At 36.1% G+C, this 20,913-nt stretch carries 11 protein-coding genes; all 11 read right to left on the bottom strand.

Features of this window, described 5'->3' with window-relative positions:
* Window positions 1–29 precede the first annotated feature (29 nt).
* Window positions 30–1,355 (bottom strand): family 16 glycosylhydrolase, encoded by a 1,326-nt coding sequence (locus QZ379_RS01550; RefSeq protein WP_291557483.1) that lies wholly within the window; start codon window positions 1,353–1,355, stop codon window positions 30–32.
* Between the two features lie 231 nt (window positions 1,356–1,586).
* Window positions 1,587–2,507 carry a DMT family transporter gene (locus QZ379_RS01555; RefSeq protein ID WP_291557486.1) on the bottom strand — a complete coding sequence of 307 codons (921 nt, stop codon included), beginning with the start codon at window positions 2,505–2,507 and terminating at the stop codon, window positions 1,587–1,589.
* A gap of 11 nt (window positions 2,508–2,518) precedes the next feature.
* Window positions 2,519–3,400, bottom strand: a complete 882-nt coding sequence (locus QZ379_RS01560; protein WP_291557489.1) for a DMT family transporter — start codon at window positions 3,398–3,400, stop codon at window positions 2,519–2,521.
* Entirely contained in the window at window positions 3,397–5,637 is a 2,241-nt protein-coding gene (locus QZ379_RS01565) for a S9 family peptidase (RefSeq protein ID WP_291557492.1), read from the bottom strand. Before QZ379_RS01565 ends, QZ379_RS01560 begins: the two co-directional genes overlap by 4 nt.
* Window positions 5,638–5,704: 67 nt before the next feature.
* Entirely contained in the window at window positions 5,705–6,745 is a 1,041-nt protein-coding gene (locus QZ379_RS01570) for a DUF4973 domain-containing protein (RefSeq protein ID WP_291557495.1), read from the bottom strand.
* 17 nt (window positions 6,746–6,762) lie between these two features.
* Complete coding sequence (locus QZ379_RS01575) at window positions 6,763–8,823, bottom strand: RagB/SusD family nutrient uptake outer membrane protein (RefSeq protein WP_291557499.1); 2,061 nt, start codon at window positions 8,821–8,823, stop codon at window positions 6,763–6,765.
* A 10-nt stretch (window positions 8,824–8,833) separates the two neighbouring features.
* A complete protein-coding gene (locus QZ379_RS01580) occupies window positions 8,834–11,953 on the bottom strand; it encodes a TonB-dependent receptor (protein WP_291557502.1) in 3,120 nt (1,039 codons plus the stop codon).
* Between the two features lie 11 nt (window positions 11,954–11,964).
* Entirely contained in the window at window positions 11,965–13,416 is a 1,452-nt protein-coding gene (locus QZ379_RS01585) for an IPT/TIG domain-containing protein (RefSeq protein ID WP_291557505.1), read from the bottom strand.
* A 76-nt stretch (window positions 13,417–13,492) separates the two neighbouring features.
* On the bottom strand, window positions 13,493–14,506 hold the full coding sequence (locus tag QZ379_RS01590; protein ID WP_291557508.1) for a hypothetical protein: 1,014 nt from the start codon (window positions 14,504–14,506) through the stop codon (window positions 13,493–13,495).
* A 144-nt stretch (window positions 14,507–14,650) separates the two neighbouring features.
* On the bottom strand, window positions 14,651–17,452 hold the full coding sequence (locus QZ379_RS01595) for a sugar-binding domain-containing protein (RefSeq protein ID WP_291557511.1): 2,802 nt from the start codon (window positions 17,450–17,452) through the stop codon (window positions 14,651–14,653).
* A gap of 78 nt (window positions 17,453–17,530) precedes the next feature.
* Window positions 17,531–20,896 (bottom strand): DUF5107 domain-containing protein, encoded by a 3,366-nt coding sequence (locus QZ379_RS01600; RefSeq protein WP_291557514.1) that lies wholly within the window; start codon window positions 20,894–20,896, stop codon window positions 17,531–17,533.
* Window positions 20,897–20,913: the final 17 nt, after the last annotated feature.

Consider the following 20,913-nt stretch of genomic DNA (forward strand, 5'->3'; position numbering starts at 1 on the left):
TGTTGCTCAGGAACTTATAAAAATAATTATCAATTATGTTGCGGAATTAAGGATGACATAAATATATCCTCACTCGATTGTGTTTCAACAGTACATATAGGCTCTGATGATACGGCTTCACTACCATCTATAGAGAAAATCTGACCTTTAAGCTTCTTGCCTGTTGTATTCTGACCTGGTTCTGATTTTCCTATAGCATCTCTTATTCTTCCAACAAAACTGAATGAATACTTTTTACCTGGAGTAACATTAACATCCTGAGATAATTCTACCTCTGAATCAGGAGTAGTCAATTGCATAGTATTTCCAGACATGGTGAGTTCCCTATAATAAACTTTGCCCTCTTCAGCTCCATTAGGTGATGTATCTATAGCAGTCTTGTCTGCAGGACTGCATGTCCAATTAGAAGTATTGTTATCAAATCCACCATTTTTTACCAGATTACTCCAAGGCTGGAGAGGTGCAATACTATTATATCTCCATACACGTACATAATCAAATCTCGTTTCTGTAAGTTTTCCCAGTTCAAAAGCCTTAAATCCATTATCAGGAAGTTCCTCACCAAAAGAAGCACCATTTGATAACCATAAAAATTCATGAGTTAAAGGTATCACTTTAGGGTCGGTAAATGTGTGTTTTAAGATACCATTATAGTATATTTTCAGATACTTGTCAGTCCATAGCAGCCCCCATACTTGATAATCACGATGAATTCCAGGAGTACTATATCTCCATCCTTGTGATCTATGCGCATCTGCATATCCATCATAGTGAATATTTACCTGTACCTGTTCATGAGTATGACAAGACTCAAAAATATCAATTTCTGCTCCATCCGCTCCTGTTCCATTAACATTCCCCATATTAGGGCCTTGAAGCCAGAATGCTGTATGTGTCAATTTACTGGCATCTCCAATCTTAACTCTACACTCCAAATAACCAAATTTTGTCATAAACTTATTTGAGCTATTTATAGAGCCATTTGTCATAACATCAGCTCCGGTCTTATGTACTTCCAATACCAAATCACAATCTTTCTGATAAACATTTTCTGGTTTCCAAAACCAAGAGTTTATACCCAGACGCGGTCTTGGACCACGCGTTTTAGTTGACTCGTCAATATTCCATTTCTTAAGGTCTACTTCTTCGCCATTAAACTCATCACTGAACACAAGTTCCCAGTCATTACCAAGAACATTACCAAAAGGCTGATAAGGCATTACTCCTGGCTCTGTAGTAGGGTCTATCATTGGAGAAAGACCGGATTCAATTCCTTCGCCTTTATCTACATACTCCCCTTTCTCATCGCCGAAAGGATTAATTTCAGGATAAGAGCATCCTGATAAAAACAACATTGAAAATAAAAAATATTTATTCATACATTAATAAGATTATTATTCGATGACAAAATTATTATAGAGGTAATATATATAAAATGTAAAATACCACTATAAAAATGTATAAACTAACATATTTTTTCAAATCAATATTTACATCTTCTAATAAGTATATATTAGATTTAAAAGAAAACAATAAAAACTGATTAGTTTACTGTCACATTCAAGCACATATATAACTCATAATTATTACTTACGTACACAATATTGATTAAACAAAAGGCCAGAAACTATCAGAACAAGACCAATATATGTCGTAACTATTATATGTTCTCCCAAGACCAATGAAATAAAGAACAATGACAAAAACGGTGATAAATAACATAACTGATTAACCAAAGTATGGTTCGTTGTTTTTTTTAACGCTACACCAAATAAAATGAATGGAATACCCATCTCAAAACCTCCAATATAAACACCTGCAATTATACCTTTCATATCGGAGACACTAAAATCAAGAAATAAAGTTCCTAAAGATAAATATAATGTTCCAAACAAAAAAGTTACAAACAGTGCCACACAAACATCCATTTTCTCCTTCAACATATTATTTATCATCCAATAAGAAGCCCACAAAACGGCACTCATTATTCCAAAAATCACTCCTGAAGCTGATATAGACAAATTGCTATTATTCTTAGCTCCTAATGAAATCAAAACAACTCCTATAAGAGAAAGAAACATACCAATATATTTCCTTTTCTGAATAGGTTCGTGAGCAAACACAGCCAGAAATATAAGCAAAACAATAGGCCATGCATAATTAATAGGTTGTGCTACTTGTGCTGGCAATAACTCATAAGCTTTAAATAAAGTCCAATAATATGCTACCGGGTTTACCAAACCAACTGCAGCAAGAACTACCCAATGTCGAACTGTAAGTTTTCCAACAAGATACCATCTATGAGTTACCGTTAATAACAAAGTAAAAAAAATCAAAGCTGTAAGACAGGAAATCAACATCATTTCAAAATGCGTAATATATTCCAAAGCAATTTTAAGCGCAGTTGAAATGGTAGACCAACTTAAAACTGCTAAAAGTGACAAAAATATCGCTTTTTCATTATCGTTTAAATCAAATTTCTCTACTGAATATACTTTAAAATTCATAATACAAAAAACTATTTATTAAACCTCATCTGTGTTAAAAACACCCCAATCAAAACAATAATCATTCCCAATAAAGCTCCACCGGTCAATTTTTCTCCAAGAATAACAACTGATGTTACAACTGCAGCTACAGGATTTATGTACAGATAATTGCATGCTTTAACCGATCCAAGAATATTCACAACCTTTCCCCATAAAAAATAACAGCCTAAGGAAGCAACAATGCTCAGAAAAAACATATTAAAAATAATTTCAGGTTTAAACGACAAAGAAAAATCTGTATAAACATCATCTAATAGCAATATTGGTATACAAGTTATTATGCCATAAAAGAAAGTCTTTCGAGTAATTAAATTAACATTATATTTACCAATAAGATTACTCAATAAGATTGAATATACTGCCCAAAGAACAGCTGCAGCCAAAGCAAGCAAATCCCCTATTGGATTGAAATGTAGCTCACCGAAATCTTTAAAAAGTAAAATAGCCATTCCTGCCATTGAAACAATCAGTCCTACCAATACCTTAATCGAAACACCTGTTCTTTTTAAGAATACCGATGAGATAAACAAGGTAAAAACAGGAGCTGTACAGACGATAAAAGCAACATTAGATGCTGAAGTTTTTTCCAAAGCCATGTTTTCTGCAATGAAATATAAAGATCCACCAAATATTCCAGAAAGAAAACAATAAAACTCATCTTTTAAACTATTGCATTTCAAACCTTTCCTTTCTATTAGCAACAAAGCCAAATACGATATCGAAAACCTCAATAAAAATATCCATATAGGAGTCATACCATTGTTCAACAAAACTTTTGTAGAAACAAAAGTAGTCCCCCATATAGATACTATTATTATGGTAATAAGATGATATAATCTTTTATCTGTCATTTCAGTTCACTCCACTTAGGCGGATTAACTCCCATAAGGTTTTTGACAAAAAAATCAAACCTTTTGTGTTCGCCAAAACTTTCCCCCATTGTATGTCTGGCTCCAGGTATAACAACAAGTTCAAAATCCTTACCGGCTTTAATCAATGCATTCACCACCTGCATAGTAGAAGCAGGGTCTACATTATCATCCATCTCACCTACCACAAGCATTAAAGGTCTGGTCAAGAGATGAGCATTATCAACATTTGAACATTCACTGTATGATTCATCAACCGGATACCCCATCCATTGTTCATTCCACCATATTTTATCCATTCTGTTATCATGACAGCCACAGGCAGAATAAGCAGCCTTATAAAATTCAGGATGAAACAAAACAGCTCCTGTAGACTCCTGTCCTCCTGCAGAGCACCCAAATATACCTACCCTGTCAATATCCATATAAGGATACTTCTTTGCTGCAGCTTTAATCCATGCTATATGGTCCGGAAGGCCTGCATCCTTTAAATTCTTATAGCACACTTCTTCAAATTCCTTTGTTCTGAAAGAAGTTGTCATACCATCCACCTGTACCACAATAAATCCAAGTTCAGCTAAAGATGTCATGTTCCAGTTATACGATGAGAACGTTTTTGGAACATACTGGTTCCCTGGTCCGGAATAAATATATTCTACTATAGGATATTTCTTATTAGGGTCAAAATTGGTAGGTCTGTAAATTATTCCCCAGATATCAGTCTTACCATCCCGTCCTTTGGCTTTAAAGACTTCCGGTGCTTTCCATCCGTTAGCTACAAGACGAGAGATATCAGCTTTTTCCAACTGCATACGAATCTTTCCATTGCTGGCATCGCGAAGAACAGCTACAGGTTCAGTGTCCACTTTACTATACACATCCACCATATACTTATAGTCAGATGAATACCAGCATTTATGCATACCTTCCTCAGGAGTAAGTGAAGTTAATCCGGAACCATCAAAATTAATTTTATTATAATGTATCAGATATGGATCCTCCTTTTTGTTCATCCCACTTGCTGAAAAATAGATTACTTCATTTTCTTCATCAACCTTTTGAACTTCTCGCACATACCACTTTCCCTTTGTTATCTGATTTATAACCTTCCCAGAACCCCTGTCATACATATACAAATGATTGTAATTGTCTCTTTCACTTGACCATACAATACGTTTACCATCACTCAGATAATTACGATAAATTCTCGGATAATTCACATATTTCTCTTCTTTTTCTTCAATCAAAGTACGCACTTTACCATCAATAACTGAAAGTTCCAACACTCTGTAAATTTTATGTCCACGTTCATTATACTCAAAAGTAACCCCTTTACTGTCATTGTTCCATTTAAAGTATGACAAATTATATTGATGATTAAACAATTTAGTATCAGGAATAATTGCCTTGTTTTTTTCCACATCAAACACACATGGTTTCTTAAACCTAAGTTCATCTCCTGGTTTGGCATATTCCTGTTTATGAAGTTTAGGTTGGAGTTGGTCTTTTGGCGAAGATTCTACATAATAAACATATCTTTTCTCAGCCGGACGAATCTTACAACTCATAACATATCTGGAATCAGGAGACCATTGGAAATAAGAAGAATAATAGTTTCCCAATGTACCATCATTGCTTAGTTGTTTTTCCTCTCCTGATGTCAGATTCCTAACATATACGTTATCATTCTTAATATAAGCCAACCATCTGCCATCAGGCGACTTTATTGGAGAGGCTGATTTTTCTTCATCAACAACCATCCAGTGCGGTCTTTCTACTGGTGGTCTAACCCCACCCAGACAAGTAAGCTTATTTTCTGTAATACTGAATTTCCATCTTTCTCCATACGCCTCAAAAGATATTTCATCAATACTCATATTAACACCCATCTTATTCAAGGGCAGATAGAATTTATTTACTCTCTTACCTGTCTTTTCTGAAAGAAGTACTGCAAGGTTATCTTGGTTAAACAAAGCTGATTTTGTCCCGGTAGAAGCATCTACCTTAACATATTCATTTCCTTTCTCCGTATTTCTAATATACCAGAAAAAATGTGTATCTTTTATCCAGTTCGGTACAACATTATTATAGAGTACATTTTTGGAACTAAAATCCACTTTTACGCTATAAGCTCGTTTATAATCATTAATAGTACCCTGTGAAAATATCACATTATTTAATGCCACCAAACAGAAAACTGCTATAAGAATCCTTTTCATATATATATATATAAATTATGCGAATCAGCAACTATTACTGAATTACTGATTCGCATTGGTTAAATCATTACCACTGAATAGCTTGATCCTGATCTGGTATAAGTGTATTAATATTCCTTTCAAGAATCATAACTCCTGTAGCTCTATATCTAATTGGAACAACATCACCATTACTATCTTTTGATGAAGATATATCATTAAAAGAATAATCTATATTAATTGTCACATAATGATGTTCCAAATAAGGATACACAGAGTCATCTATAACTGCTGTACTATATTTTAATTCCTCAGGGGTTGTATGTAATTTAAAATCAATATCTTCTGCGTTATCACAGAAAACCTCGATTTTTTTCAATGAGGCATCTTCTGTTCCAGGATTAAGGAATCTGACTTTAATCTTATACTTATGTCTGTCTTCCAATTCCTCATTCATAAGTCCCGCATAAAAGAAAATGGTATTTTCATCAACTACATAAGCTGTTCTTTTATCTGTAGTCATGGCATCACCTATTGCATTATCAAATTCATCAACCAAGGTTACAGTTTGTGTAGATGTACTATAAGCTCCTGAAAAATCATTAAAAGGATTAATTTTCAATATTGCTTCAGAATAATTCTTACGCGGATGTGGTACATAATTATATGAATCATCACTCACAAGACTAAGAGGAACAACCCATTTTTCATTCATATCGATACCATTCAAATCAAACTCTATATTTGCAATAGCCTTTGATTCACCTTTAGGTATTTTTACAACCTCTGGCAACTTGTATTTTGATTTATCATATGCTTTAAAATAAAGATCTTTACGATAAAGACCAAATCTTGCCACATTCATATCATTCAATGTATCAAGATCTTCCTGTAAATAAACATCTCTATCAGCAATATTATTAGTGGACCCTGTTACTTCTATAGGAAGTTCATAAGTAGCCTTGCCATCTCCTTTATATCTTAAATAAATTGGAGTACAACTATTCCAGTTCATTGGTGCCACTATAGACACATATTGTTCATATTGCTCCTCCGTCCAATCTTTATTACATGAAGCTGTAAATAAAGCAAGAAACAATAAACTTAAAGGTAGTAAATATTTTTTCATTTTCAATTACTTTTAAATTAATCATTATACTTCCATCCAGGGTTCTGTACCATATTTTTATTTCTTTTCAATTCTTCAAGAGGAATAGGCCAGAAATACATCTTACGTGTAAATACAGATGTCAGTTCCTTTGATATTGTTGGAACATGGAACAAATCTCTTTTATTTACATCCATAAGAATATTACATCCATAGACATCCATAGACTCTTCAAATTCAGCATCCTTCCATCGTCTCAAATCAAAATATCTTTGAGATTCTCCAACGAATTCTATCTGACGTTCACGTTTTATCTTTGCTCTGAATAATTCCTTATTTTGGTATACATCATCCTTATAATCAGGGATACCTGCCCTACATCTTACAGGACGAATACCTTTTTTCAATTCATCAATTGAACGTGATATATTATAAGTTTCTTCACCATTCCATGATTTAATACTATATGATTTATCCAACTCGTTTACGGCCTCCGCATACATAAGCAATATGTCAGCATATCGGATAGCAGGTTCTGTCTTTGGATATATAGTTGTATTATCATTATTTGGCGATGAATCATGTGGACTTACAAATTTCATAAATCCTATACCTGTTGGCAAATATTTGCTGTTAGCACTATATCCATTAGCTGCACCTCTATAATAAAAGACTTTTACCATTATCTGGTTTTGAGTCTGAGTAAACTCTGCATTTGACAACAATGGCCACACACAACCGCTATATGCTATTGAAGCATAAAATCTTGGTTCACGCTCCGCATACTGTTTAGATACTCCAACTGACAAATGTTCATAACCGGGGTTGCTCAAATCTGCATTTACTGTAAAGCCTGTTTCTCTTGGATTTACCATATCACTCCTCCCTGGAATGTTCAGCTCACGTTCTTTTCCAGGACAATCACTTCCATCCATCATATAATATGCATCGACCAATTTTTGTGTAACACCAAAACAATTTATACCATTAGCAGGATTCATAGGTAAAGCTCTTCTTACAAACTCAGCCAATGAATATGCTCCGGAAGCATTCTTATGACGGCTAAATATAATCTCTTTATTATTTTCACCTGCTATTTCACCATTGAATATAGTTCTATAAGACTCGAAAGGGTCAATATTTCTATATCCGTCCGGCCAATCCTTATTTACAAAATCATTATCATTATAAGGTTTTACTGTAGCAGGGTAACCTTTTGTAGCATTTGCTAATGATCTTACAGGCCTTACATTCAATTCATATACACCTAACTTTATAACATCTAATGCTGCTGCAGCCGCTTTAGCCCATTTTTCTTCATTATATTCCTGAGAAATAAGATTCTTACCATCAAAATTCACCATATCAGAGAATTTCTCTTTATCCTCAGGTTTTGGATTGTTTAATGGACTGGCTGCATACAATAGAACTTTTGCTCGTGTAGCTAATGCCGCACCTCGTGTTGGCATCGCCATGGCATCAGCACCTCTCGTAAGGGGAAGTTCTATTGCTGCTAATTGCATTTCATTTGCAATATATTCAGCACATTCATCGTATGAGCTACGTGGAACAGAAAGCTCATCATATGATAATGTATAATCAAAACCTTCATCTGGTGCAATCACTATAGGACCGTATTTCCTTAATAATAGCCAATAATAATAGGCTCTTACAAAACGGGCCTGTGCTTTATAATCGGCTCTTTCTTCTGGAGTAATCCTATCATTCATATCTATATTCTGTATAAAGACTGTAGCTTGTCTAATTCCATTATAACAATTCCACCATGTAGACTGCCTACTACTCTCATCATAAGTTCCCCTTTTAAATTGAGTATATAAATCTATGTTTGAGTAAAAATACAAATCATCAGAATAATTGAAAATATTACCATCAGTTGTGCTTACATCAAAGCAATCAGTTGTACACAAATAGCTGAAAGCATTAGACAGCCATTGAAGAGTCCTGTTCTTTTCTGTAAAGACATCTTCCAATTCCATTCTATCATTGAAATATTTGTCAGAATCCAGACTATCAGCACAAGATACTGCACCTGTAGCCATTAAAGCTCCAAAAATATATTTTATATAGTTTCTCATATTACTTCTTTTAAATTTTTACATTTAGTCCTAATGTCAATGTCTTGGAAATAGGGTACTGTGCACCAGTACTGCTACCCATCTCAGGATCCCATAATTTAAATTTTGAGAACGTAAGCAAATTGGTTCCTATAAAGAAAAATCTTATGTTATTAATTTTCATTTTACGTACAAAAGTCTTAGGAAGTGAATAACCTATTTCCAATGTCTTAAGTCTTAAATAAGAACCGTCTCTCATCCAGTAAGTTGAGGCCCGTTGATTATTATTATTTACATCAAAAGAAAGTCTTGGATAAGATGCATTTGGATTTTCAGTAGCAGGATTACCGGAAATTTCCTGAGATATCCACCTGTCATCTGTTACTCCATCATAAACATTACCCCATAATCTGCCACTGAAAGCATATACTGAATATCCTGACATTATAAATGAAGATTTTCCTGCTCCTTGAAAATGAAGATTTACATCAAATCCTTTCCAAGCCATAGAAATTCCGGCACCATATATTACAGATGGTCTGGCAGTACCTCCAATTGCAACTTTATCTCCATCATTAATAACACCATCACCATTTACATCCTTATATTTTATATCACCGGGCATTACTTCACCAAACTGCTGTTTAGGACTATTTCGTATATCATCGTAATCCTTAAACAATCCTAATGCTATCAATCCCTTTTGCTGACCTACTTGGTAACCTCTTGTTAACTGATACGGATATACAGCATAGCTTTCGTCCCTTTCTAAAATAGTGTTTTTACTATATGTCATATTTCCACGTATAGTCATCTTCATCTTTCCAACATTTGTTTTAAAAGCAAAGTTTCCATCAAAACCTTTTGAAAGCACAGAACCTGTATTAGCCTTTGGGGCTGTAATATTACTTACACCAACACTATATGGCAGATAGCCACGTGCCTGATAAATTCCATCACGCTGTTCATGAAAATAGTCTATAGTGGCAGAAAATTTATCATTAAACATTGAAAAGTCAAGACCTACATCATGTTTAGTAGCTACTTCCCAAGTTACATTTTCTGATGCCAACTGAGAATATCTCATACCATTAAATTCCAAGTTACTGTAATCCATTGCTCCCCACATATAACCAGGATAATAAGACCATTTATTATCGCTTGAACTATAATAAGTATTACTTATTGTATACAAATATGGAAAACGTTCACCAAGATTAGCATTACCTACCTTACCGTACGAATAACGAAGTTTGAACATATTCAAAAACTTAAGATTATCTTTCACAAATTTTTCTTCTGCTATATTCCATGCTAAAGAAAATGCCGGGAAAAAGCCAAATTTATGTCCTTTTGCAAAGTTTTCAGACCCATTATAACCAAAGTTAAAATCTGCAAAATAACGGTATTTCCAGTTGTACGATACTCTACCGGCAAGTCCCATATGCCTTACTGCTATACCATTTTTAATATCTGTTCCAACATTAACAGCTGTAACTTTACTGTCCCATGTGTACTTTAAAGTTCCTCCCAAACGATGTCCTTTAAAATTTCTGTTATATTGCAATATGGCTTCAAGAAATTCTGTACGATAACCGGTAGATGAAGATGATTGTGTCATCTTCTGCTCTTCTCTAACCCTGTCGTACACAATTTCACCATTTGCATCACGATTTAGTCTTGCGGCCCACAGTTCAGGCATTTTCAGTCTGCTTATTGTACTGCTATTAGTTGTATCAAATCCAAAACGCCCAACAAAGCTAAGACCTTTTGTTATGAAATCAAGTTTCTGGCGTAAACTTATATTTGTCTGGATTTTATTATCCCATATTTCTTTATAACCTGTCTGAGTAGCCAATACCCATGGATTCATAAAATTTGTATCTGTCCCACTTAATGAAGGAAATTTACCATCAGAATAAACAACCGGTGTCTTTACAGAACTATAATTCATCATCGCATTCCAAAGATTTGTACTTTGTCCAGGTTCGTTCATTTTCTTTAAAGAACCGGACACACCAACTTTAAGCAAAGTCGACTTGGTTATGTCAATATCAGTATTTAATCTGTATGTCCATAACTGATTGTTGGTATTTGTATTATAATCCTTACTTATTGCATCATCAGTCTTAAACATTCCTTCCTCACTCAAATATCCTAATGATACATAATAACGTGCAGAAGAACCACCACCACTCAAATTCAATGTAGCTCTATATGTCATAGCTCCGTCTTTCAGCAATACGTCCTGCCAGTCTACATTCGGATAAATATCAGGATCAAGACCTGTCCTGATTAATTCCAACTCCTCCGGCTTATATATTGGCTCCATATTACGTGTAATACGTGCTTCATTCAATAGACATGCATAATCGTAACCATCCATCAGTTCAGGGGTGATTGTACGGGAATTGTATGAGGTCTGGAATTTTGCCTGTATATTAACTTTTCCCGGCTTTCCGTGTTTTGTTGTAATCAATACCACACCATTGGCACCTCTCGGACCATATATAGCTGTAGAGGAAGCATCCTTTAATACAGAGAAAGACTCTATATCTTCAATATTAACTTCATCAAGGCTACGTTCGAATCCATCTACAAGTACCAGTGCAGACGTATTGGCACCAAACGTTGATATACCGCGAATCCAGAACTCAGAAGTATTTTTACCAGGCTGACCGGATGTCTGCATAGCCATAACACCAGCCACATTACCTGCAAGGCTATTTGTAATATTAGCACTCGGGGTTGCTGCAAGTTCACTCATATTAACATTTGTTATTGCCCCTGTAACTGTAATCTTCTTCTGTGCACCTGTACCTGTAATAACAACTTCATCAAGAACACTTCCACTGGATTCCTTTAACCTTACATTTATCTCTTTTTGATTCTTGACAAGTAGTTCCTGTTTGTCAAATCCTATATAGGAATAAATCAGAGTTGAGTATTGCTGAACCTTAATAGAATATTTTCCATCAATATCAGTAATCGCACCAAAGCCCGGCTGATCTTTCACTGTTATATTTACACCAATCAGAGGTTCCTTATTCTGATCCACAACTGTACCAATAACGGTAACTTGCTTTTGAGCCATCAAGTTTACTGAAAACAGTAAAAAGCTCATCATAATAATAAATCTAATATTTCTCATTAGTATAGTTTTTAATCATTAGTATCTTCTTCGACATTATCTGTTTCCTGATTATTACTTTCATCCGTGTTAGGTACTTCTTCATCCCCGGTCTCATAAGCTATTTTTCTTATCCTATAATTATTTTTGTCAGAAACATAGAATGTATTTGTTTTTTCATCGTAAGCAATACCTTGAGGCAAATTAAAACGGGCATCCTCTCTTACATCGCCATCAACATAACCATTAGCCCAAGCATTTAAATTTTTACTTCCCCGACCTGCAAAAGTTGAGACTACTCCATCAGGAGTAAGTTTACGGATACAATGGTTATTTCTGTCTACAAAATAAAAATCATATTCATCTTCTTTACCTTGAGAAACATAATCAGGATTCTTTACAAAACATCCCTGCCAAGGACTATTCATCTTTGCATTTATTCCAACCTTATCGTCATATCCAGCACCACTACCTCCACAAACTATATAAGGAGTCTTGTATTGTTTAGTCACAAAATCATAATCAGAACGCATAATTGCATGCTTTGCAGGAACAACTATATACATATATTTATTAGATGGGTGTCTAATCATAAAACGTACCGACAATACATCATTAAACTGAAACATAAAAGTTTGATTATCTACATTTTTCATCCATCCGTATGTATTATAATCATAGGAATATAGTATTCCATCATTATAACTGCCATAGTAAATCAAATCTGAATCTGGATTATACATAATACTTATACATTGAACCATCTTAATCATATTAGTACTTTGTATAAAGCCCGAACTCCTTGACAACAATATTCCACCTATAGCTTCGGAACTGTTTACATGATCAGGAGTAGATACAAGCATATCCCCATTTTTATCCCAATCGATTGTTATCAATCGTTTTATATTTGATGTTCCACATCTGAAAGCAGTAGTCATATACCTGTTTTTTAGGTCAAATCTAAGGATTGACTTTCTTGAGTTCTGTCCTCCATCCTGGGCACAATAAAGAATATTATTATCCATTGGATCAAAAGATAAAAAGCCCGGAACTTCTATTTTACCCAAATCCTCGAACTTTCCCTCGGAAAGTACAGGACCGTAACCAAGTTCATCTACATATCCGCAGAGTGTGGATACAACTTGTTTGAACTCATACCTGAAGTCTTTCTCAGATATTGCAAAATTACCCTCTCCTACGGTTACTTCAACTTTTCCATTACCTTTTGCCGGAACAAGACAATACAGGCAATCATTCTTTACAGAAATAACTGTAGCATCTTTGCCTCCCACCTTTACTTTAACCATTGACTTGTCATTCCCAAAATTACTCCCATGAACAATCAATTGAGTATTGGTTTTACCGGATTCCGGCATAAACGAAGTTATGCTTACAGGTTTACTTGGATCATGCGATACAGAAACTTCATCATCACTTTCCTTACACCCTAATAAACTAATCAGAAGCAAGCAGAATAACATTAAGTTCCACTTAAAGATTTTTTGATGTTTCATAGATTAAAAAATTAAATTAAACAATATTTTAAATTACACATTCTTACATTCCATCTGTCTTCATAGCATTGACCAACAAAGCATGTTTCACCAAATCTCGCTCATCGTTTACCTCACTTCTATAATTAATACCGTATGGCCAAAAATGTACACCGCCTGCCTTTAACATTGGATACTGATTATTATCTTCCAATGTACGTAGCATTGTATACTCATATCTTACGTTCTTTGTCAAAAATCCTGAATTATCAAACATTCCTTTCCATTTTCCGGAAGTTCCGACACCTACTGTATGAGCTATCTCATGCATAGCTGTACCAACCCACATATAGGTTCTACCTTTACCAAATCTAATCGTTCCATTAGTACTTCCATCTGATGTTGGTACAGTTGGTCTATACAATATTGTAAGTTCCTTTTCTGCATTTGTATATAAATTATACAAATAAACAGCGGAATCCATAGCCTCTGTTATACATTCATAAGCACCATCAATATCTTCCTTCGTAGTACCTGTAGGAGGAGTTCCGAATTTCCAGGTCACTTTGCCTGTCATTTTTACATCTTCCTTTGAAAATAAAGTCCTAAACTTAACAGTTTCTCCAAAAACACTGTCACCGTTCATTATCATATAAGGACGTACATAATAATCCTTGTCCTTTTCCAAATTGATTATACATCCCTTATAAGAGAAGAATTCAGGATCACGTTTGTCAGAAGAGCGGTTACTTTCCGGCAGACTTTCATCATCACTCCAGATAACTCCTTTTTCCGTTATATAACGATAACCATCTATTACATTTACTGTAAATACTGCGCTATGGTCCGTTATATGACTAACTGTCAGACCGGTAAAAACACTTTCCTCGTCTTTGTCTTCATTACCATTTTCATCGCCATCATCTTCATCTTCTGTAGAATCTTCGTTCTCATCACCGGTGTTAACATTCTCTCCGTTTTCTTGCTTTGGATTGTCAGGAACAGACACATCCTGTTTTCCACATCCCGCTAATAAAATTATTAGAAGGAGAATACTTATAAAACTTTTATGTCCCATAATATTGATTAATTAAAGTTATATTACTACATTACAAAATTCTTAAAAAACAAGAAATATAAAAATGTACAGAACATAAAAAAAGATGTATAATATAACTATTATACTATACATCTCTTTAAATTAAAATGTGCTATAAGCTTATCACTTAAATATAGACCTCAACTGCTCAGAAGTTACAACATTATCCGGATTGAATTTTTCACTGTTCATGTAACTAAGAAGACTGTTCATAAGCTGTACGGCCTCCGGTCTCTTATCTGAATCGGCAAGTAAATCTGCTCCACAAAGAATCAGTTTTCCTTTTCCGACTTTCATTTCTACTATAAGTCCCAAAGAACGGGCAGTAAACCAGTCATCTATAATTCTTACAATAGGCTCTGGATCCCCCAATTTATGCAACGGAATAGCATTACAGTTAGACATAGCATCCCACCACTGGTAATCACTATGATATTCCGTAGGGAAAAGTTTTAATGCAGGATGTTCCGGATTACATAATATACCCTGAGTATGAGGAGCCTGTTTGTTTGTCCAGAGTGTATTCCAAAAAATAGAAGAGAATCCCACTGCAACCGAATCTTTGCCTTCATTTTTCAAACTTCCTTTTGCAGCTGTCAATAAGACCTTACCTCCCTGTGATAATGTTTTCAAAACATCATCTGATAACGATGAGGCAACTACCACTTCTTTATTCTCTATCTTATTTTTAGGATAAGCCCATAAGTTCCATCTGTTCTTATATCCGGCAACTTCAACTTCAAGTTCCCACTGCTGAGGTATATCTACATTTACATTATAGGAAATATGCCCTACTTTGCTCAAACCACCGGAAGGAATTTTGCAAGCATCAATCACACCATTGCTTATTAGTGCACCATCGAACGATGTTATCTTCCATCTTACAGGGACATTCATATCACTTTGCGAGAATTGTGCCACATCTATATCGGCTTTCAATGTATCTCCACTATTAAACACAAACTTTGACATTCTTGCCAAAGGTACCACTGAATTACAGAACTCACTGTACTCCTGAGGTGTAACATATCCTTTAGATTCCCAAAAAGGATTCAGTACACCTACGATTGCACTTCCCTGTCCAGGAAAATCATGCAAATCCAACAATTGAAAACCGGCAAAATTCTTGGTTCTTAGCGCAGCTTCAATATCAGCCTTATAACATAATGTCTGTAATTTTCCGGAAGCAAGCAAAAAGCTGTCTGCCAAATGCAACAAGCCGTTATCCCTAAGCCTGTCTTCGAATATATCAAAATTCTTAGCCTTAAGAACTCCAGTGTATTTAGCTCTTTCCTTTAAATCCGGATATACACACCACTGACCTATCTCATGACTTATCGTTGGCTGCGTTTTTGAGATTCTGCTACTCCAATCAAAATTAGAATTTGGTCTTTTAGAGTTTATTATACTTTTGATTCCTTGTCCCCAACCCTGTATTCTTGGAGCAGGAAGACAATGCCAGTCATTTTCTTTTATAGCAGGCCATCCTGCAGCTGTAGTGAAAAGAAATCTGTTATCTCTTTCATTCCAGTAAGAAACAAATTTTGTCAGATATTCCTTATGATTCTTTCCGTGTGGCTCATTTCCGTAGGACATAAGACAGAAAGAAGGGTGATTACCATATTCTTTTACTATCCTTTCACTCTCTTCATAAATGTAATTGTCAATAGGATGACCACTACCTAAATCAGAACACCATGATCCACATTCAACATAAAGATACATACCAAGCTTGTCAGCTACGCTGAATGCAGCTTCCGGAGGACACCAGGAATGGAAACGAATATGATTAAGGCCATGTGCTTTGCAGATACTCATTATGCGTTTCCACTCCGCTTCATCTGTAGGAGGAAAACCTGTTTTAGGGAAAATACAACATTCAAGTGTTCCCCTTAAAAACACCGGATTACCGTTCACAGTAATCTGACTTCCTTTTGTTCCCAATTCACGGACACCAAAAGATTCATTTAATACATCCGTACCATCTTTTGTTTTAAGTTCTGCTTCAAGCTGATATAAATTCGGCGAGAATTCGTCCCAAGTTCTGAAACTTTCACTCAAATCATATAAAAGTTCTACACTATTCATTCCCTTTCTCAAAGACACACTATTGATTAACTCAGGAAGAGATGTATTACCTACTGTTTTTACAGACAATATAAGTTCGGAACCTTTTGAATAGTTCTTTGAAGAAAGTATGTTAAAAGTAAACTTAGCTTTTTTTTCTTTTAACATAGTTTCTATTCTTACGTTCTCAATATATGTTTTTGGACGTGCCGTTAAAGACATGTTTCCTACTATACCGTTCCAGTTTGATTGTGTATTGTCTGAAATGCTATGTGCATCTACACCCGGATTAATATCACCTATACTATTATCAACACACAGAGTTAAGGTATATTCCTTACCCGGCTTCAGATTTTCTAATACATATCGGTGAGGGACAGCAAGAGAATTCCTTTTTCCAGCTTTATTACCGTCAATCCACAAACTGGTACGCCAGTGACATCTTTCAAAATTCAACTCCAATGATTTATTTTTCCATTCTTTTGGAACGGTTATTCTTTTCTGATACCAGGCTTTACCTACATAATATCTATCAGGAGTTAGCCAAAAGACTATTTTTGTATCTTCAGGATTACGGTATTTTGCATAAAAATCACTTTTATACCAATCCATATTCCACATAGAACCAGTCCATTTGGTATTAACATCTACTTTATCTCCAATACCATTAGTGTTAAGTGATCCTGGAAGATGCAGTTTATCAGAAAAGTTTTTGTCGAACCACTCTTCCTTTTCTCCAGCTTTATTTGGGTCAAGTTTGTAACTCCACTCCCCATCAAGGCTCATAGTTAAAGACTGAGAGAAGACTGAAGAACAGAAAAAAACAGGAAGTGCATAAAGAAGTTTAAAGTAATTCATGATACTAAACTCTAAGATATACAAAACATTATATATATAAAGGTAGATATATTATATACCCACCTTTATAATCTTATTTTATTCACACATTGCAAGCAACTGCGCTCCTGCCTGATGATTGATGTCAAGACGTACAACTTCTGAAAGGAACTTGCGAGCCTGTTCCTTGTCACCAAGACCGAGATATCCGAGTCCCATCACAAGGTTGCAGTGAATCAAGTTGCGAACATTCAAATCGTCATCCCAAATCAGCAAATCAGGAAGTGATACTGCAAAGTAATCAATCTTAACCTTATCAAACAGATGCTGTTCTCCATGCTTGATAAGCTTGTTGAAGCGGCTGCGAGCCTTGTCTTCATCACCAAGTTTGCGCCATGCAAGTCCCTGATAGAAAATCTTGTCAGGCTGCTGGTCGTTATAGAAGAATGCGATAGCCGGTTCTGCCGAGCCTTTTGTTGCTCTCTCGAAGTATTCTTTTGCAAGTTCTGCCTCGCCAAGACCTTCGTATGCGCATCCCATCCAGTAGTGGATATCATTTTCTTCAGCCATTGAAAGCTTGCCTTCACCTAAGTTGTCAGGATATTTTTCTGTTTCTTTCAACAAGCGGACTGCATCGGCATAACGTCCTTCCTTCAAAGCTATCTTGGCAAGTTCTACACGACAGAACACATACTGGCTTGTCACCTTTCCTTCACCACCTTCCCATGGATGGAACTTACGTGAATTAATCAAATCGTATGCAGTCTGGTATTCTCCAAGCTGGTTGTAAAGAGTTATGCGTTCGATACACAAGTCATCGCGCTGTTCCACAACCTCTGCATGTGCATTGAGGAAGTCAAGACGCTGACGGTGTGAATAACGGAGTTTCTTATACAACTGGTCAAGCTCCATAAGGATACGTGCATCAGATTCGTCAAGCTTATATGCCTTTTCAAGTGTAGCAAGAGCTTTCTGCGGGTCATTCTGCTTATTGTAGTAAGCCAATGACAGGTTACGCAATACTGTAGGATGTGTATCATCGATTGATACTGATTTTTCCCAGCAAGCAACAGCTTCATCATAGATACGTGCAGCGTAATGGAAGTTACCAAGATAATAAGGAGCTTTTGCGCCTTCCGGGTTAAGTTCCATTGCATCGTTAAGCATAAGAACTTCTTCCAGTTTGTTAGGGAAGCAATAGTCAGGACACATTGTCTCAGCTTTCTTATAAAGAGCTACAGCCTCATCCTTTTTACCCATCTTAGATGCAAAGTAACCAAGAGCAAAGTAAACCATTGGATAAGTTACTTCAGTATCTTCTGTTACGAACGACAACAACTGGGTAGCTTCGTCATACATTCCTGCAGATGCATAGTCTATTGCATATTCCATATAGCTGTGAACCGCACCACGCATCAGAGTTTTCATTTCTGCCTTAACAGCTGCAGCTTCTTCTGTTTTTCCCTGAAGTGTATTGATAAGATAAGATTCAAAGCGGCATCCCATATTGAATTTATCCATTGATAATGATTCGTTGATAAGAGCTTCTGCCTGTGCATAGTCACCTGTATTACGCAAGAATGAAGCCTTCAACTGACGGCCCTTATGATTCAACCAGTTACGGTACAAAGAACGGTTGATATGGTCGATACCGTTTGCATAATCCTCGCGAATCATGTCAATCTGAGCCAATCCCATGTAGCCTGAATCCTGCCAAGCAGCATTCCATGTAGCCTTGAAGAACGCATCGTATGCTCCGTCTATATCACCCTGCATCTTCTTGCTCCATCCAAGGTTGTAATATGGTTCGCCTTCGTATGGATTAGGATTACGTTCTGTCTGAGTCTTGATTGCACGGTCGAAATATTTCTGTGCTTCAGCAAAACGTCCGCGACGCATCAGCAGCAAACCTACTGCATTATTACAACGGATATCGCTTTCATCGCGGCTCAATGCTTCCATATAATAGTCCATAGGAAGATATGTAGCGTGACGATACTGTTCCAGGTGATGGCCTGTCAGGAACAACTGTTCCATGCTTGCAATCTTCTTAGGGTCAAGAGCAGCCTTTGCCGGTTCAGGAATAGGTTTGATTTCCGGTTTTGCTGCCTGATAGCTTACAAGTACCTTACCCTTTTCATCAAGAACTGTAAGTTTAAGTTCTTCAAGTTTCTGAGTGTCACAGTCTACTGTATTGATGTATGAATTATCCGGTGCAACAGCTGTCAGCGCATCAAGATAAATCTTACCGTTTTCTGTATTTGTGAGCATTACGCGAACTTCCTTGTGAGCAGCTGTAGTATAAAGGATAACCTTCATCTTGCCACCTTCTTCAGGAATCATATTTATAAGAGCATCACGTGTGGCATTCTTAACCATACCCACCTTCTGATAAGGCATGAAGTACTGTACCCATGATTTTTCCTCGTATGGCTGCAACCATGTAAAATCAGGCTGGTTGTCGCAGTACATACCTGTCATAAGTTCGATATATGGTCCGTCTTCGTCTGTCAGGTTGCGGTCCCATGCCTGACCGAAGTCACCGTGTCCCCATGTCCACTGTTTCTTACCGGCATTAACATGATGATCTGCCACGTGGAGAAGTCCTGATTCGATATGTTCTTCATAACCACCTACGAAATCAAACTTAGAGTTGATAGCCATGTATGAAGTTGGAACAGGGATGTTTTTATAGCGTGAAATATCCACACCTGCAGAATAGTCCACCTTGTAGTATTCTCCTGTTGCTATAGGGAAGCTTGATACGGCACGTTTACCGTGGTCGAACACTGCATTTACATCTGGTGGGAATACTGAATAATAATCCTTATTTACAACTACCGCAGGATTAGCCCACCACAAGAATGTCTGTGGGAACGGAGTACGGTTATATACCTTTGCCTTGATTTCAATATATGCTTTTCCAGGATAAAGAGTAAATCCGGCCATACCTTTGGTGCGGAACATACGTTCTACCTCACTACACCAAATAGTCTTACTTCCGTCCGGGAACTCTTCTATCATACAGTCAGTCGGAAGATATGTACTTGGACGGTGATGCTGTGGCCAGTTGAACTCGATACCACCTGAAATCCATGGACCTGTCAGACCAACCAATGCAGGTTTGATAACCTGGTTATAATATACGAAATGACGTTTCTTCACCTTGTCGTAAGCCATCTGAATACGTCCTCCCAATTCAGGAAGAATCATCAGTTTGATGTATTCATTCTCTATAAAGAAAGCTCTCCAAGGACGGTCATGCTTCTCGTCTTCAATCTTTTCAATTACAGGGTAAGGATATACCGAACCGGAACTACCCTGATAAACACGTTTTTCAAGGAATATTGGATTTTTCTCTTCTTTGCCTATTCCGTATGTAGGCAACATTACGGTTTCTTCCCAAGCTCTTACTTCAGAAGTATTTACCGTACTTTGAATTAGGTATTCAGTTATTTTTTCCATATTAAAAGGTAAATGAA

This window comes from Bacteroides sp., assembly GCF_019417265.1.
Classification (GTDB): Bacteria; Bacteroidota; Bacteroidia; order Bacteroidales; family Bacteroidaceae; genus Phocaeicola.

Coding starts and splice junctions, on each gene's coding strand:
- QZ379_RS01560 (WP_291557489.1), bottom strand. CDS start 3,400: ATGACAGATAAAAGATTATATCATCTTATTACCATAATAATAGTATCT.
- QZ379_RS01590 (WP_291557508.1), bottom strand. CDS start 14,506: ATGGGACATAAAAGTTTTATAAGTATTCTCCTTCTAATAATTTTATTA.
- QZ379_RS01565 (WP_291557492.1), bottom strand. CDS start 5,637: ATGAAAAGGATTCTTATAGCAGTTTTCTGTTTGGTGGCATTAAATAAT.
- QZ379_RS01595 (WP_291557511.1), bottom strand. CDS start 17,452: ATGAATTACTTTAAACTTCTTTATGCACTTCCTGTTTTTTTCTGTTCT.
- QZ379_RS01575 (WP_291557499.1), bottom strand. CDS start 8,823: ATGAGAAACTATATAAAATATATTTTTGGAGCTTTAATGGCTACAGGT.
- QZ379_RS01600 (WP_291557514.1), bottom strand. CDS start 20,896: ATGGAAAAAATAACTGAATACCTAATTCAAAGTACGGTAAATACTTCT.
- QZ379_RS01555 (WP_291557486.1), bottom strand. CDS start 2,507: ATGAATTTTAAAGTATATTCAGTAGAGAAATTTGATTTAAACGATAAT.
- QZ379_RS01580 (WP_291557502.1), bottom strand. CDS start 11,953: ATGAGAAATATTAGATTTATTATTATGATGAGCTTTTTACTGTTTTCA.
- QZ379_RS01550 (WP_291557483.1), bottom strand. CDS start 1,355: ATGTTGTTTTTATCAGGATGCTCTTATCCTGAAATTAATCCTTTCGGC.
- QZ379_RS01570 (WP_291557495.1), bottom strand. CDS start 6,745: ATGAAAAAATATTTACTACCTTTAAGTTTATTGTTTCTTGCTTTATTT.
- QZ379_RS01585 (WP_291557505.1), bottom strand. CDS start 13,416: ATGTTATTCTGCTTGCTTCTGATTAGTTTATTAGGGTGTAAGGAAAGT.